The organism is Streptomyces sp. NPDC007164, assembly GCF_040634135.1.
Lineage (GTDB): Bacteria > Actinomycetota > Actinomycetes > Streptomycetales > Streptomycetaceae > Streptomyces > Streptomyces sanglieri.
The window spans coordinates 108172-123086 of sequence record NZ_JBEYFB010000013.1 but is presented as its reverse complement, the minus strand read 5'-3'; the positions used below and the strand labels follow the sequence as shown (position 1 = coordinate 123086).

The 14915-nt window shown below is 72.4% G+C and carries 10 protein-coding genes; 6 read left to right on the top strand and 4 right to left on the bottom strand.

Annotated elements, in window-relative coordinates; genetic code table 11:
• Positions 1-193: 193 nt before the first annotated feature.
• A complete protein-coding gene (locus ABZ622_RS18865; RefSeq protein ID WP_360544468.1) occupies positions 194-1687 on the bottom strand; it encodes a PucR family transcriptional regulator in 1494 nt (497 codons plus the stop codon).
• A 151-nt stretch (positions 1688-1838) separates the two neighbouring features.
• Here ABZ622_RS18865 and speB point away from each other — a divergent pair, with 151 nt between their 5' ends.
• The gene (gene speB, locus ABZ622_RS18860) at positions 1839-2807 is read left to right on the top strand and encodes an agmatinase (protein WP_360544466.1); all 969 of its coding nucleotides are present in this window, start codon (positions 1839-1841) and stop codon (positions 2805-2807) included.
• Positions 2804-4489: a thiamine pyrophosphate-binding protein gene (locus ABZ622_RS18855; protein WP_360544464.1), complete on the top strand. Its 1686-nt coding sequence runs from the start codon at positions 2804-2806 to the stop codon at positions 4487-4489. The genes speB and ABZ622_RS18855 overlap by 4 nt, the downstream gene beginning before the upstream one ends.
• 82 nt (positions 4490-4571) lie before the next feature.
• Here ABZ622_RS18855 and ABZ622_RS18850 read toward each other — a convergent pair whose 3' ends face one another.
• Positions 4572-4946 (bottom strand): hypothetical protein, encoded by a 375-nt coding sequence (locus ABZ622_RS18850; RefSeq protein ID WP_360544462.1) that lies wholly within the window; start codon positions 4944-4946, stop codon positions 4572-4574.
• A 168-nt stretch (positions 4947-5114) separates the two neighbouring features.
• Here ABZ622_RS18850 and ABZ622_RS18845 point away from each other — a divergent pair, with 168 nt between their 5' ends.
• Both ABZ622_RS18845 and ABZ622_RS18840 read left to right on the top strand, forming a co-directional pair.
• The gene (locus ABZ622_RS18845) at positions 5115-6086 is read left to right on the top strand and encodes a serine hydrolase (RefSeq protein WP_360544460.1); all 972 of its coding nucleotides are present in this window, start codon (positions 5115-5117) and stop codon (positions 6084-6086) included.
• Between the two features lie 193 nt (positions 6087-6279).
• On the top strand, positions 6280-10035 hold the full coding sequence (locus ABZ622_RS18840) for an ABC transporter ATP-binding protein (protein ID WP_360544458.1): 3756 nt from the start codon (positions 6280-6282) through the stop codon (positions 10033-10035).
• Positions 10036-10064: 29 nt separating this feature from the next.
• Here the strand turns inward: ABZ622_RS18840 and ABZ622_RS18835 are convergent, their stop codons facing one another.
• Entirely contained in the window at positions 10065-10562 is a 498-nt protein-coding gene (locus tag ABZ622_RS18835; protein WP_360544456.1) for a hypothetical protein, read from the bottom strand.
• Between the two features lie 264 nt (positions 10563-10826).
• Here ABZ622_RS18835 and ABZ622_RS18830 point away from each other — a divergent pair, with 264 nt between their 5' ends.
• Together ABZ622_RS18830 and ABZ622_RS18825 are read left to right on the top strand one after the other, a co-directional pair.
• Positions 10827-11198 (top strand): hypothetical protein, encoded by a 372-nt coding sequence (locus ABZ622_RS18830; RefSeq protein ID WP_360544454.1) that lies wholly within the window; start codon positions 10827-10829, stop codon positions 11196-11198.
• Between the two features lie 148 nt (positions 11199-11346).
• Positions 11347-12816, top strand: coding sequence for a S28 family serine protease (locus ABZ622_RS18825; protein ID WP_360544452.1), 1470 nt, complete (start codon positions 11347-11349; stop codon positions 12814-12816).
• 79 nt (positions 12817-12895) lie between these two features.
• On the opposite strand, the gene ABZ622_RS18820 is transcribed toward ABZ622_RS18825, so the two are convergent.
• Positions 12896-14749, bottom strand: a complete 1854-nt coding sequence (locus ABZ622_RS18820; RefSeq protein WP_360544450.1) for a glycoside hydrolase family 3 N-terminal domain-containing protein — start codon at positions 14747-14749, stop codon at positions 12896-12898.
• Positions 14750-14915: the final 166 nt, after the last annotated feature.

Here is a 14915-nt window from a genome sequence, read left to right as displayed (position 1 = left end):
CAAGGTGTACGACTGGCCCGGCAGCCGGGTCGAGGACCGGGTCCCAGTCGGTCGAGGTGTTGGTGAGACGTTCAGCCGGGGACGGTCCCGCCCTCGACTGAGTGGATCGCTGCACAGAGGTGGATGCCTGGGCATCGGCCGCTGTCGTCGCGATGGGACCGGGCACGGGAGCACCGACCGCCCGGCGCCCCGCTCACCGCACCCGCAGCGCGAACCACAGCTCCGTCCGTACGTCCATGTCGTCCAGGTCCGCGTCCAGCAGGGCCGCGCAGCGGGCGATGCGCTGGCGGACCGTGTTGCGGTGGATCCGCAGGGCCGTGGCCGTACGGTCCCAGCTGCCGTGGAGGCTCAGCCAGCAGCGCAGGGTCTCGGTCAGCGGCTCGGTGAGCGGGGCGAGGAGGGCGCGGGCGTGCGCCTCGGCGCGGTCGGGCGGGATCAGGGCGGACAGGCCGGACCCGCCGTTGTGGTGGTGGGCCAGCGGGGTGCGGGTGGCGACGGCGCGGCCCAGGGCCCTGGCGGCCTGGTCGTCCGCGAGGTCGAGGGCGGTGATGGCGGCGGGGGCGGACGCGCCGAGGGTCCAGCCGGGCTGCGGGGTGATCCGGTCGCCGCCGGGGATCAGCACCCGTACGGCGTCGCCGCCCCGGCCCGCGTCGACCAGGGCCGAACCGAGGGCGGCGCCCAGTGCGCCGGTGGTGAGCGGGTCGACCGGGCCCTCGCCGCTGCGGCGCGCGTGCACCACCGTCCACTGCTCGGCGCCCCCGAGCAACGGCGCGACGTCCTGCGGGTCCGCGCCCAGCAGCATCCGTACCAGTGCGGCCGAACGGCCCGCGGCGTCGGCGCCCTGGTGCGGGGCGGCCAGCAGGGAGAGCAGGACCACCGCGATCCCGGCGATGGTGTGGTCGCCCGCCTCGCGCCGGTCCGTCGCCAACGCCAGGACCAGTCCCTGGCCGCCGCCCAGCGCGTACGCCGACAGATGGGTGTTCCGCAGCGTGTCGGTGGCGGACGCCGGGGCGGGGCGTGACCCGGCGCTGACCACCCGGGTGAGCCTGGCCAGCGCCGCCCCGATGTCGGGGGCCGGGCGTCGGCCCGACGCGTGCAGTTCCTCGCCGTCCGCGGCGAGCAGCGCCGCCCGGCCCTCCAGCTGGGCCGCCAGCTGGTGCAGCACCGCCGGGACCGGGTCCGACCGGGCCGCCGCCGTGGCCAGGGCCTGCTGGGCGCGCGTCACCCGGCGCAGCTCGCGGTGGCGGGCCTCGGCCATCAGCCGCCACACCGTCCGGGCGATCGCCGTGAACGGGGTCCCGGGCGGCACCTCCAGCAGTGGCAGACCGTGCCGGTCGCACGCCTCGATCAACGCCTGCGGCACGGTGTCGAACACCGGCGTCACCCCGAAACCGAGCGCCGCCGCCCCCGCCTCGACCAGCCGGCCCACGAACGCGTCCGGGTCCTTCAGCTGCACCCCCGCGCTCAGCAGCAGCTCACCGCCGAGCAGATACGGGTACGGGTCGGCCATCTCCGAGGTGTGCACCCACAGCAGATCCGCCTGCGCCGGCCCCGCGATCCGGCGCAGTCCGAGCTCCTCGTGGGCGAGCAGTTCGGCGAGCGGGATCGGAGGGGTGGGCGGAGGCGTGGGGGGCGGTGTGGGCGGGGGAGTGGGCGTCGGGGTCGGCCCGGCCGAGGCTTCCGGCATGGACGGTCCATCCATCAGAGACATCGACTATGGATGAAACGTACTCTTCAGCGCCGCTTGCGGGCCACCTACCGTCTTCTTCACCTCCCCGTCCCTCCCGCCCCGCCCCGCACACTGGACAACGCACGCAACCCGAAGGAAGGCACTTCACATGAGCAGCAACGAAACGCCGCGCGGCCCCGTCGACTCCTCCCGCGTCCCGCGGTACGCCGGACCCGCGACGTTCGCCCGGCTGCCCCGCCTCGACGAGGTCGGCACGGCCGATGTCGCCGTCGTCGGCGTGCCCTTCGACACCGGTGTCTCCTACCGGCCCGGCGCCCGTTTCGGCGGCAACGCGATCCGTGAGGCCTCGCGCCTGCTGCGCCCGTACAACCCGGCGCAGGACGCCTCGCCGTTCGCACTCGCACAGGTCGCCGACGCCGGTGACATCGCCGCGAACCCGTTCGACATCAACGAGGCCGTCGAGACGATCGAGGCCGCCGCGGACGACCTGCTCGGCACCGGCGCCCGCCTGATGACGCTCGGCGGCGACCACACCATCGCGCTGCCGCTGCTGCGCTCCGTCGCAAAGAAGCACGGTCCGGTCGCGCTGCTCCACTTCGACGCGCACCTCGACACCTGGGACACCTACTTCGGCGCCGAGTACACCCACGGCACCCCGTTCCGCCGCGCCGTCGAGGAAGGCATCCTCGACACCTCCGCGCTCTCCCACGTCGGCACCCGCGGCCCGCTCTACGGCAAGCAGGACCTGGACGACGACGCGAAGATGGGCTTCGGCATCGTCACCTCCGCCGACGTGATGCGGCGCGGCGTCGACGAGGTCGCCGACCAGCTGCGCCAACGCATCGGCGACCGGCCGCTGTACATCTCCATCGACATCGACGTGCTGGACCCGGCGCACGCCCCCGGTACCGGCACCCCCGAGGCCGGCGGCCTGACCTCCCGCGAGCTCCTGGAGATCGTCCGCGGGCTGTCCTCCTGCAACCTGGTCTCCGCCGACCTGGTCGAGGTCGCCCCCGCGTACGACCACGCCGAGATCACCTCCGTCGCCGCCTCCCACACGGCGTACGAGCTGACCACGATCATGGCCCGCCAGATCGCAGAGGCCCGTACGAAGTGAGCCACGACCACCACGACGAGCGGCCGCGGCTCACCCCCGAGCAGATCGCGGCCGCCCTGAACCCCCCGGCCGGCCGCAACGGCGGCGACCTCGTCGTCGAGACCCTCCAGGGCCTCGGCGCGACCACCGTCTTCGGCCTGCCCGGCCAGCACGCGCTCGGCATGTTCGACGCGCTGCGCCGTTCCTGTCTGACGTACATCGGGCTGCGCGTCGAGAACAACGCGGGCTTCGCCGCGGACGCGTACGGCCGGATCACCGGGGAAGTGGCGCCCCTGCTGCTCTCCACCGGGCCGGGCGCCCTCACCTCCCTCGCCGCGCTCCAGGAGGCGGCGGCCGCCTCCGCCCCCGTGCTGGCCATCTCCAGCCAGATCCCGGTGGCGGGCCTGGGCGGCGGACGCCACGGCTACCTGCACGAACTGCGCGACCAGAAGGCGTCGTTCCGCGACGTCGTGAAGTCCGTCCACACCGTCCGCACCGCCTCCCAGATCCCGTCGGCGATCGCCGCCGCCTGGGAGTCCGCGCTGACCGCCCCGCACGGCCCGGTCTGGATCGAGATCCCGCAGGACGTGCTCCTGGCCGAGACCACGCTCCCGGCCGTCACGGCGATGGACGCCACCCCGCGCGAGCTGCACGCCCGCCCCGAACTGACCGCCGTGGCGGCCGACCTGCTGTCCAAGGCCGAGCGCCCGGCGATCATCGCGGGCGGCGGAGTCGTACGGTCCGACGCGTCCGGCAAGCTGCGGGCACTCGCGGAGAAGCTCGACGCCCCCGTCGTCACCACCTTCGGCGGCAAGGGCGCCTTCCCGTGGGAGCACCCGCTGTCTCTCCAGTCCTGGCTGGAGGACCGACACACCACGGACTTCCTGGAGTCCGCCGACGTGCTGCTGGTCGTCGGCTCCGGACTCGGCGAACTCTCCTCGAACTACCACACGTTCGCCCCGCGCGGCCGGGTGATCCAGATCGAGGCGGACGCCGGGAAGCTGGAGTCCAACCACCCCGCGCTCGGCATCCACGCCGACGCCCGCGAGGCACTGTCCGACCTCCTCGAAGCGGTCGGCCGCCGCGAGGACCCGTCGGCGCCGGACCGGGTCCGTACGGTCCTCGACGCGGTACGGGAGCGGATCGCCGCCCAGGGACTCACCCTGGAACAGCGGCTGATCGCCTCGGTCCGCGAGGCGCTGCCCGACACGTCCCCCAGCTTCTGGGACATGACGATCCTCGCCTACTGGGCCTGGTCCGCCTTCGACGCCCGCCACCCCAACACGATGCACTCGGCCCAGGGCGCGGGCGGACTCGGCTACGGCTTCCCGGCCGCCCTCGGCGCGGCGGCGGCCGACCGTACGCGGCCGGTCCTCGCGGTCTCCGGCGACGGCGGCGCGATGTACTCGATCGCGGAACTGGCCACGGCCCGCCAGTACGGCCTCCCGGTCACCTGGCTGATCGTCGACGACGGCGGCTACGGCATCCTGCGCGAATACATGACGGGCGCCTTCGGCGAGGCCACGGCGACGGAGCTGGCCCGCCCCGACTTCGTGGCCCTCGCCGAGTCCTTCGGCGTCCCGGCGACCCGCACCACCCCGGAAACACTCGCCGCCGACCTGGCCGCGTCCCTCGCGGCGCCCGGCCCCTCGGTGGTCGTGCTCCCGGCCCTGCTGAGGATGTTCGAGCCGACGCACCTGTAGGCGTCGGCCCGCTTGCCCGCAGGCGTCGGCCCGCCGCCCGCCCGCGTACCCGGTTCCGGGCGCGCGGGCGGGTTCGGCGGGCTCATCCGAGGGGCGGGTACTCCTTCGCGATGAGCGCCATCTGCTCCTCCCTGCCCCGGTGGAAGTCCGGCCGCTCGTCGGGACTGAGGCTGGTGGGCACGGTCTTCGCCGGTGGCAGGAAATCGGTCAGCGACCGGAAGACCGGGTCCGCCGCCACCCCATGACCGCGGGTCCGGGCCTGCAACAGGTAGTGGACGATCTCCCGCAGGGGCTCCCGCAGATGGGGTTCCGGCCGTGCGGCGGCCTTCTCCGCGACTCCCGACTGTCCCAGCCCATGGTGTTCGTTCTGCGCGAGCCTCTGCAGGGCCGCGACCGCCGCGAAGAGCCGGCCGCAGCGGTATGCCTCGGCGTGCCGGACCGGCTGAGCGCTCGTCAAGGTTCCCCCTCGGTCGATGTGCCGGGTCGCACCCGGTGACCGATACCCGCGCGGCGAGCGGCGAATCACACAGCCCGCAAAGCGCAACTTTCCGGCGCATCCGTGTGTCGTTACTCCCGGGTGCGCCGGGAGCGCACCGTACCGATCCACTCATGGGGGACCAGCCGTATGAAAGAACAGCCCTGCATATCCCGTCGCGCCAAGGCCGCGCTCTCCGTCGCGCTCGCCGCGGGCGTGCTCGCACCCGTGGCGCTCGGCGCCGCGCCCGCCGCGGCGGCGACGCCGACGGTGAGCTGCACGTCCGGCAAGGCCGGGCTCGCCGCGAAGCTGACGAAGGACATCACCGCCGCGCTCAAGGGCCGGAAGTCCACGACGGCCGTGGCGCTCTATGACCGCAGGACCAAGACCAACTGCACCCTGCGGGCGACGACGAAGTACGACTCCGCCAGCGTCGTGAAGGCGACCGTGCTGGCGACGCTGCTCTGGGACAACAAGAAGCACAACCGCTACCTCACCCAGCGCGAGATCAACCTCGCCACCGCCATGATCACCAAGTCCGACAACAACGCGACCACCAGCCTGTGGAAGCAGCTCGGGGTGACCAAGGTCAAGGCGTTCCTCAAGGCCGCCGGGATGACGCACACCGTGCCCGGCTCCGGCGGCTACTGGGGACTGACCCAGATCACCGCCCAGGACGAGCTGCGGCTGCTGACCCTGCTGACCGCCAAGAACTCCGTACTGAGCGACAACGCGCGCGCCTACGAGCTGGGCCTGATGCGCAAGGTCGTCTCCTCGCAGCGCTGGGGCACCCCCGCCGGGGCGCCGTCCGGGACGACCGTCCAGGTCAAGAACGGCTGGCTGCCGCGCGCCACCCACGGCTGGCGGGTGCACAGCATCGGCGCGTTCACCGGCAAGGGGCACGACTACGGGATCACCGTGCTCACCCAGGACAACAAGACGATGAACGACGGCATCAACACCATCCAGGCCGTCGCCCGCGCCGTCCACAAGGACCTCAACCCGGCCGTCGCCGCGAAGACGACCTCGACCATCGCGCCGCCCGCCGCCCCGCAGGAGGCGGTGCCCGCGGTGCCGGAGGCCCCGGCCGTACGGATGCTCACCGCGACGCCGCGGCCGTAGCGCCCCGCCCGCCCGAAGCCGCCCCTGCCACCGGACCGGACATGCCCGTCCGGTGGCCGGGGCGGTCGGCGGGCGTAGGGCCTTCGGCGGACCCCCGCTACTGCGAACGGCCCGTCTTTGTGACAGCGGGATGAAAACCGCTGCCCACCGCGTTGGTGTCTTCCGGTAGAGCAGGTCGGACGGGGAGGCACCGGTGACGGACGCAGAGGACGTACAGGGCGCGGCGCAGGCCCCGGGATGGGCCCGGCGGCTGTGCGGGTACGCATGGCGCTACCGGCGCAATGTGCTGCTGGCGCTCGGCTCGTCGCTCGCCGGTATGGCGGTGATGGCGCTCGTCCCGCTGATCACCAAGGTGATCATCGACGACGTCGTGGTCGGCCACACCCGGTCCCTCGCCGTCTGGACCGGGCTCCTCATAGCCGCCGCCGGGCTCGTGTACATAGCCACGTACATCCGCCGGTACTACGGCGGCCGGCTCGCCCTCGACGTGCAGCACGACCTCCGTACCGAGATGTACGGGACGATCACCCGGCTCGACGGGAAGCGGCAGGACGAGCTGTCCACCGGCCAGGTCGTCGGGCGCGCCACCAGCGACCTCCAGCTGATCCAGGGGCTGCTGTTCATGCTCCCGATGACCATCGGGAACGTACTGCTCTTCCTCATATCCCTGGTGATCATGGCGTGGCTCTCGCCGCTGCTCACCCTGGTCGCGATCGCCGTCGCCCCCGCCCTCTGGTTCATCGCCCGCCGCTCCCGCGCCCGGCTCTTCCCCGCCACCTGGTACGCCCAGGGGCAGGCCGCCGCCGTCGCCGGAGTGGTCGACGGGGCAGTCTCCGGGGTCCGGGTCGTCAAGGGGTTCGGGCAGGAGGAGCAGGAGACCGGCAAGCTGCGCGAGGTGGGGCGGAAGCTGTTCGCCGGACGGCTGCGGACCATCCGGCTGAACTCCCGCTACACCCCCGCCCTCCAGGCCGTCCCCGCGCTCGGCCAGGTCGCGATGCTGGCGCTCGGTGGCTGGCTCGCCACCCGGGGCGAGATCACCCTCGGTACGTTCGTGGCGTTCTCCGCCTATCTCGCCCAGCTCGTCGGGCCGGTCCGGATGCTCGCCATGGTCCTCACCGTCGGCCAGCAGGCCCGGGCCGGCGTCGAACGCGTACTGGAGCTGATCGACACCGAGCCGACCATGAAGGACGGCACCAAGGACCTCCCGGCGGACGCCCCCGCGAGCGTCGAGTTCGACGACGTACGGTTCGGCTACGACGAGGACCGCCCCGTCCTCGACGGGTTCTCGCTGACCATCGAGCCCGGCGAGACCGTCGCCGTCGTCGGCGCGTCCGGCAGCGGGAAGTCCACCGTCTCGCTGCTGCTGCCCCGCTTCTACGACGTGACGCACGGCGCCGTCCTGGTCGGCGGCCACGACGTCCGCGAACTGACCCACGCATCGCTGCGCGCCGCCATCGGCCTCGTACCGGAGGACAGCTTCCTGTTCTCCGACACCGTCCGCGCCAACATCGCCTACGGATTCCCCGACGCCACCCGGGAACAGATCGAGGAGGCGGCCCGCGCCGCCCAGGCCGACCGGTTCATCGCGGAACTGCCCGAGGGCTACGACACCAAGGTCGGCGAGCACGGGCTCACCCTCTCCGGCGGCCAGCGCCAGCGCGTCGCGCTCGCCCGCGCCATCCTCGCCGACCCCCGGCTGCTCCTCCTCGACGACGCCACCTCCGCCGTCGACGCCCGGGTCGAGCACGAGATCCACGAGGCGCTGCGCCAGGTGATGGCAGGCCGCACCACCCTGCTGATCGCCCACCGCCGCTCCACCCTCGGCCTCGCCGACCGGATCGCCGTCCTGGAACACGGCCGGCTCGCCGACATCGGCACCCACGAGGAGCTGGAGCGCCGCTCCCCGCTCTACCGGCGGCTGCTCACCGACCCGGACGAGCTGGGCGGCACCTCGCCCGGACACCGGCCGGCGGCCGCCCCGGCCGACACCACCCCCGAGGACGACCGCGCGCTCCAGGAGGAGCTGGACGCCGAGTTCGACGCCGAGCGCGGCATCAGCCCCCACCTGTGGATACGCAAGGAGGAGCGGCGCGACACCGACGCGGCCGGCATGCCCGCCACCCCCGAGCTGCTCGCCCAGGTCGAGGCGCTGGCGCCCGCCACCGACACCCCCGACATCGACGAGGCGCGGGCCGTCCGCGCCGAGGATGCGTACGGGCTGCGCAGGCTGCTGCGCGGCTTCGGGCTGCCGCTGCTGGTGAGCCTGGCGCTGGTCGCGGTCGACGCGGGCGCCGGTCTGCTGCTGCCGGTGCTGATCCGGCACGGCATCGACCAGGGCGTCTCGCAGCTCGCGCTCGGCGCGGTCTGGGCGGCGTCCGCGCTGGCCCTGGTGGTGGTCCTCGTGCAGTGGGCCGCCCAGATCGGCGAGACCCGGATGACCGGCCGCACCGGCGAGCGGGTGCTGTACTCACTGCGGCTGAAGATCTTCGCGCAGCTCCAGCGGCTCGGCCTGGACTACTACGAGCGCGAGCTGACCGGCCGCATCATGACCCGGATGACGACGGACGTGGACGCGCTGTCGACGTTCCTGCAGACCGGTCTGGTCACCGCCTTCGTCTCCGTCGTCACCTTCTTCGGCATCATGGTCGCGCTGCTGGTCCTCGACGTGCAGCTGGCCCTCGTGGTCTTCGCGACGCTGCCGGTGCTGGTCGTCGGTACGTTCTTCTTCCGCCGCAAGAGCGTCAAGGCGTACGAGCTGGCCCGCGAGCGCATCAGCGCCGTCAACGCCGACCTCCAGGAGTCCGTCTCCGGACTGCGGATCGTGCAGGCGTTCCGCCGCGAGCACGACGGCACGCAGCGGTTCGCGGAGCGCAGCGACCACTACCGCGAGGCCCGGGTCCGGGGCCAGTGGCTGATCTCGGTCTACTTCCCGTTCGTGCAGCTGCTGTCCTCGGTGGCCGCGGCCGCCGTCCTGATCGTCGGCGCGGGCCGGGTCGACAACGGCACGCTCACCACCGGTGCGCTGGTCGCCTACCTGCTCTACATCGATCTGTTCTTCGCCCCGGTCCAGCAGCTCTCCCAGGTCTTCGACGGCTACCAGCAGGCCACCGTCTCGCTGGGCCGCATCCAGGAGCTGCTGCGCGAGCCGACCTCCACCGACGCCGCGGACGAACCGCTGGACGTGCTGTCGCTGCGCGGCGAGATCGCCTTCGAGGACGTGTCCTTCGCGTACGGCTCCGGCGACGGCGCCGAGGAGGCCCTCGTCGGGGTCGACCTGCGGATACCGGCCGGGCAGACGGTCGCCTTCGTCGGCGAGACCGGCGCCGGCAAGTCCACCCTCGTCAAGCTCGTCGCCCGCTTCTACGACCCCACGGGCGGCCGGGTCACGGCGGACGGCACCGATCTGCGCCGCCTCGACCTCACCGCGTACCGGCACCGGCTCGGCGTCGTACCGCAGGAGGCGTACCTCTTCGAGGGCACGGTCCGGGACGCCATCGCCTACGGGCGGCCCGAGGCCACCGACGCCGAGGTGGAGTCGGCGGCGCGGGCGGTCGGCGCCCACGACATGATCGCCACCCTGGACGGCGGCTATCTGCACGAGGTCGCCGAGCGGGGCCGCAACCTCTCGGCGGGCCAGCGCCAGCTGATCGCGCTCGCCCGCGCCGAACTCGTCGACCCGGACGTCCTGCTGCTCGACGAGGCGACCGCCTCACTGGACCTGGCCAGCGAGGCCCTGGTCAACCAGGCCACCGACCGGCTCACCGGCCGCCGCACCACCCTGGTCGTCGCCCACCGGCTGACCACGGCGGCCCGCGCCGACCGGGTCGTGGTGATGGACCACGGCCGGGTCGTCGAGGACGGCACCCACGACGAACTCCTGGCCAGGGAGGGGCACTACGCCGTGCTGTGGCGCACGTTCATCGGGGAGGACGAGCCCGCACAGGTGTGAGAAGCGGGCCCGCCCCGGCCCGTTCCGGGTCAGTCGCCGATTCCGGAGATCTTTCCGGTGCCCAGATCCGAGCGGACGGTCAGATACGAGTACGTCGGGTGCTTGCCGCCGCTCCAGGTGAGCCGGACCGTCGACCAGGTGTGGCCGGCGGCGCTGTCACCCGGGGTGACCCGGAAGGCGAGCGGGGTGTTCTGGGCGCGGAGCACACCATCCGCGTGGTTGCGCTGCTCCCAGGTGTTCAGCTCGGAGCGCAGGCGAGGGGTCAGATAGAAGGTGCGCAGGGTGGTGGCGAGCCGTCCGCCGTCCTCGGCGGAGACGGCGTCGATGTAGGCGCCGTAGAAGTGGGCGACCTGCTGGTGGGCCGGGGTGGAGAGACCACTGCGTACCGACGCCGGGGTCGCCGGGGACTGCGGGGCCGCCGCCGCTGCCGGGAGAGCGGCGACGGCGGTGAGGAGAGCGGAGGCGAGCAGCGTCCGGCCGATGAGGCGCCGGGCGCGGGGGCCCTGTGCGTTGCGGAGCTGAAGCATGACAGTTCCTGCCTTTCGTATGGCTCTGTCCTGTTGGAGTCATGCTGTGGCGATTCGGTTGCCCAAGGTGAGGAGCACGCCACACGCAACCTCCGGATGGCCTCCTGCGTCGTACGCATGTATGCGCATGCGCCGCGCAGGGGCGTAGGTGTTCGAATGGCGATGGAGTTGCTGGTGATCAGAGGGACGCGAAAGTCCGGAAAGGTCGAAATTTCCGACGAGGGTGACGGCAGAGGCAGAGACGGGAGTCCTCGCACCCGTCGGATGATGGTGTGTTCGGCCGTCCTGCCGCTGGTGGCCGCCCTCGGCCTGGTGCTCGGCGGCCCCTCGGCCGGCCGCGCCGACGCCGCGTCGCCCTGCGCCGGCCGCCCCGCCAAGACGGTCTCGTTCAAGACCGGCGAGCTGCGCGTCTACAAGAGCCGTTCCTACGCCTGCGCGATCGCGGTCGCCAAGAAGTCCGGCCCGCGCCGCGCCATGTCCGTGACGCTCCAGGCGCGCGGCGGCAGCCCCGTCGTCGACCGGGGCCGGTACACCAAACAGGCCGGCCCGGTGACGGTCCATGCGCTGAACCGGTGCGTCAGGGCCTCGGCCACCATCGCGGGAAAGTCGGGCTCCACGGGCTGGATCCTCTGCTGAACTCCCGGCCGATTCCCAGGCCGGATTCCCGGCCGGATTCTCTGCCGACCGGCCCCGACCCGCGGCCGCTCCGTGTCGACCGGGTCTGGCGGCACGGGTGTTGCCCCCGCTAGGTTCACGGCGACTGTTGTGACTCCTGGGAGGGCGTATGCGCAAGGCGTTCAGAGGGTTCCTGTCGCTCGCGGTGCTCATCGGCACGGTGGGCGTGACGGGTGCCTCGGCCGGGGCGGCCACCGCCGCGGAACCGGCCACGATCCGGACCGGCCCCGCCGCGGAGAACGGCACCGGCACGGACATCAAGGACCGCATCCTGGCCATCCCGGGGATGAGCCTCATCGAGGAGAAGCCCTACGCGGGCTACCGCTACTTCGTCCTCAACTACACCCAGCCGGTCGACCACCGGCACCCGTCCAGGGGCACCTTCCAGCAGCGCGTCACCGTGCTGCACAAGGACACCTCCCGCCCGACGGTCTTCTCCACCAGCGGATACAACGTCTCCACGAGTCCCGGCCGCGCCGAGCCGACCCGGATCATCGACGGCAACCAGGTCTCCCTGGAGTACCGCTACTTCACCCCGTCCCGGCCGGCCCCCGCGGACTGGTCCAAGCTCGACATCCGGCAGGCCGCCGACGACCAGCACCGCGTCTTCACCGCGCTGAAGCGGATCTACACCAAGAAGTGGCTCACCACCGGCGCCTCCAAGGGCGGCATGACGGCCACCTACTACGAGCGCTTCCACCCCGGGGACATGGACGGCGTCGTCGCGTACGTCGCGCCCAACGACGTGGTGGACAAGGAGGATTCGGCCTACGACCGGTTCCTCGAGAACGTCGGCACCAAGGAGTGCCGCGACCGGCTGAACGGGGTCCAGCGCGAGGCGCTGGTCCGCCGCGAGCCGCTGGAGCAGAAGTACCGGGAGTACGCCGCCGCGAACGGCTACACCTTCGACACCACCGGCTCGCTCGACAAGGCGTACGAGGCCGTCGTCATGGACTACGTCTGGGCGTACTGGCAGTACAGCCTGGAGTCCGACTGCGACACCGTCCCGGCCGGCGCCGGGTCCGCCACCGACCAGGCGATCTGGGACTCCATCGACTCGGTCTCCGGCTTCTCCACCTACACCGACCAGAGCCTGGAGCGGTACACCCCGTACTACTACCAGGCGGGCACCCAGCTCGGTTCGCCCGACATCCGCCAGCCGTGGGTCGGCGGTCTCAGCCGGTACGGGTACCAGCCGCCGCGCACCTTCGTGCCGCGTTCCATCCCGATGAAGTTCCAGCCGTCGGTGATGCGCGACGTCGACAACTGGGTGAAGCACCACGCCGACCGGATGCTGTACGTGTACGGGGAGAACGACCCGTGGGGCGCGGAGCGCTTCCGGGTCGGCGCGGGCTCCCGTGACAGCTACGTCATGACCGAGCCCGGCGGCAACCACGGCGCCAGCGTGGCCGGGCTCGCCGAGAACGACAGCGCGAAGGCCACCGCGGCCATCCTGCGCTGGGCGGGCGTCGCCCCGGCCGCCGTGCGGGACGATCCGTCGAAGGCGAAGCCGCTCGCTAAGTTCGACGCGCGGCTCGACCGGCAGGACGTGATGAACGAGCGCAGGACGCGGCCGTAGGGCCGGGCCGTCACCCGTGACGGGGAGGGGCCGCGCATCGCGACTCTTCCGGCGAATGGCACGGCCCCTCCCCGTTCCGTCAGTACCTCAGCCCGTAACCCACCGGGTGCAGCACCACGGCCGGGTCGTCCGCGCGCTGCACCGGGACCGGCAGGGTGCCCTCCGGTTCGGCGCGGCCCGCGATCACCCGGGCGGCGGCGCGCAGTTCGACATCGGTCCAGGAGTACGTGGCCAGGTTGGCCGCGAATCCGGTCCCGGCCAGCTGGGCGATGTCGTACGGATTGCGGACCGCCACCGTGATCACCGGGACGCCGGTCGCCGCCAGTTCGCTCACCAGGGTGCGCTGCGAGCTGGTCGCCGAGACGTTGTACGTCGCCACGACCACCGCGTCCTTGCCCTGTGCGGCGGCCACCGCCGCGGCGATCTTCGCCGCGGTGGGGGCGGTGCCGGTGGACAGCGCGGTCGCCGCGTAGCCGAGTTCGCCGAACGCCGTGGCCAGGGTGGTGGTCGGCGGTCCGGTGGTGCCGGACGGGGAGGCGGGATCGGCGCCAACCACCAGCAGGTCGCGGTGCGAGCGGCGGGAGAGCGGCAGCAGCGCCCCGTCGTTGGCGAGCAGCGTGGTGGTGCGCTCGGCGATCCGGTCGGCGGCGGCGAGGTGCGAGCGGGTGCCCACGGTGCGGTCCACCCCCGAGCGGCTGACGAACGGGTCGTCGAACAGCCCGAGCTTCGCCTTCAGCCGCAGGATGCGCAGGATCGATTCATCAATCCGGGCCTCGCTGATCTCACCGCTCTTCACGGCCTCCAGCACGGCGTTCCAGGAGACGTCCAGGCTCGGCGGGTTCAGCAGCTGGTCGACGCCTGCCTGGAGAGCGAGTACCGGCACGCGCTCGTCGCCGTACTTCGTCCGCACTCCCTCCATGCCGAGCGAGTCGGTCACCACGACCCCGTCGTAGCCGAGCTCCTCGCGCAGGATGCCGGTGAGGATCGGGTGGGACAGTGTCGCCGGGTCCTCGGCCGGGTCCAGGGCAGGCACCACGATGTGCGCGGTCATGATCGAGTCGATGCCCGCGGCGATCGCGGCCCGGAACGGCGGTTCGTCCAGCTCCGCCCACTGCTCCCGGGTGTGGGTGATGACGGGCAGCCCGGTGTGGCTGTCGGTGCTGGTGTCGCCGTGGCCCGGGAAGTGCTTGGCCGTCGAGGCGATCCCGCTGCTCTGGTACCCCTTCACCTGCGCGGCGACCATGGCGGCCACGGACTGCGGGTCGGAGCCGAAGGAGCGTACGCCGATCACCGGGTTGGCCGGGTTGACGTTGACGTCCGCGTCCGGGGCGTAGTTCTGGTTGATGCCGATCGCGGCCAGTTCGGCGCCCGCGATCTGCCCGGCCCGGCGGGCGTCGGAGCGCGAACCCCCCGCGCCGAGCGCCATCGCGCCCGGCATCAGGGTGGCCGGTTCGCCGACCCGGCAGACGATGCCGTGCTCCTGGTCGGTGGAGACGAGGAGCGGCAGGGGAGTGGGGCCGGCCAGACCGGCGCGCTGGATGCCGTTGGAGAGTTCGGCGATCTGGTGCGGGTCGCGGGTGTTGTGCGCCCAGGTGAAGTAGATGATCCCGCCGACGTGGTACCTGTCGATCATCTCGGCGGCGGTGCGGACCCCGATCTCGGCCATGTTGGCGTCGATGTCGGCCTGGTCGGGGTCGGTGGCGGAGTGCCCGTACACCCGCATCACGAAGAGCTGCCCGACCTTCTCCTCCAGGGACATCCCGGAGATGATCCGCTTGAGGCGCTTGGTCGTGGCGGCTGAATGGTGCTGTCCGCTGCTCGCGGACCGCTGGGCGGCGACCGCGCCGGGGGCGAGGCCCGCGCCCGTGACGGCGGCGACTGCCGTCGCGGCGGTGGCGGTGAGGAGGGTGCGTCTGGAGGTGCGGTGGTGCACGTGAGCTCCTTCGGCCGTACTCGGGGACGAGAGGTGGTGAGAACTGGTGAAAGAAACTTCCAAGGAGCACGGATATCCAGAAAATAACTTCCGGTCAAGGGTCCGGACCGATTTGAGCCCGTCGGCGTGGCAACGGACACGCCCCCGCCCGGCGACCGGAGGCCCT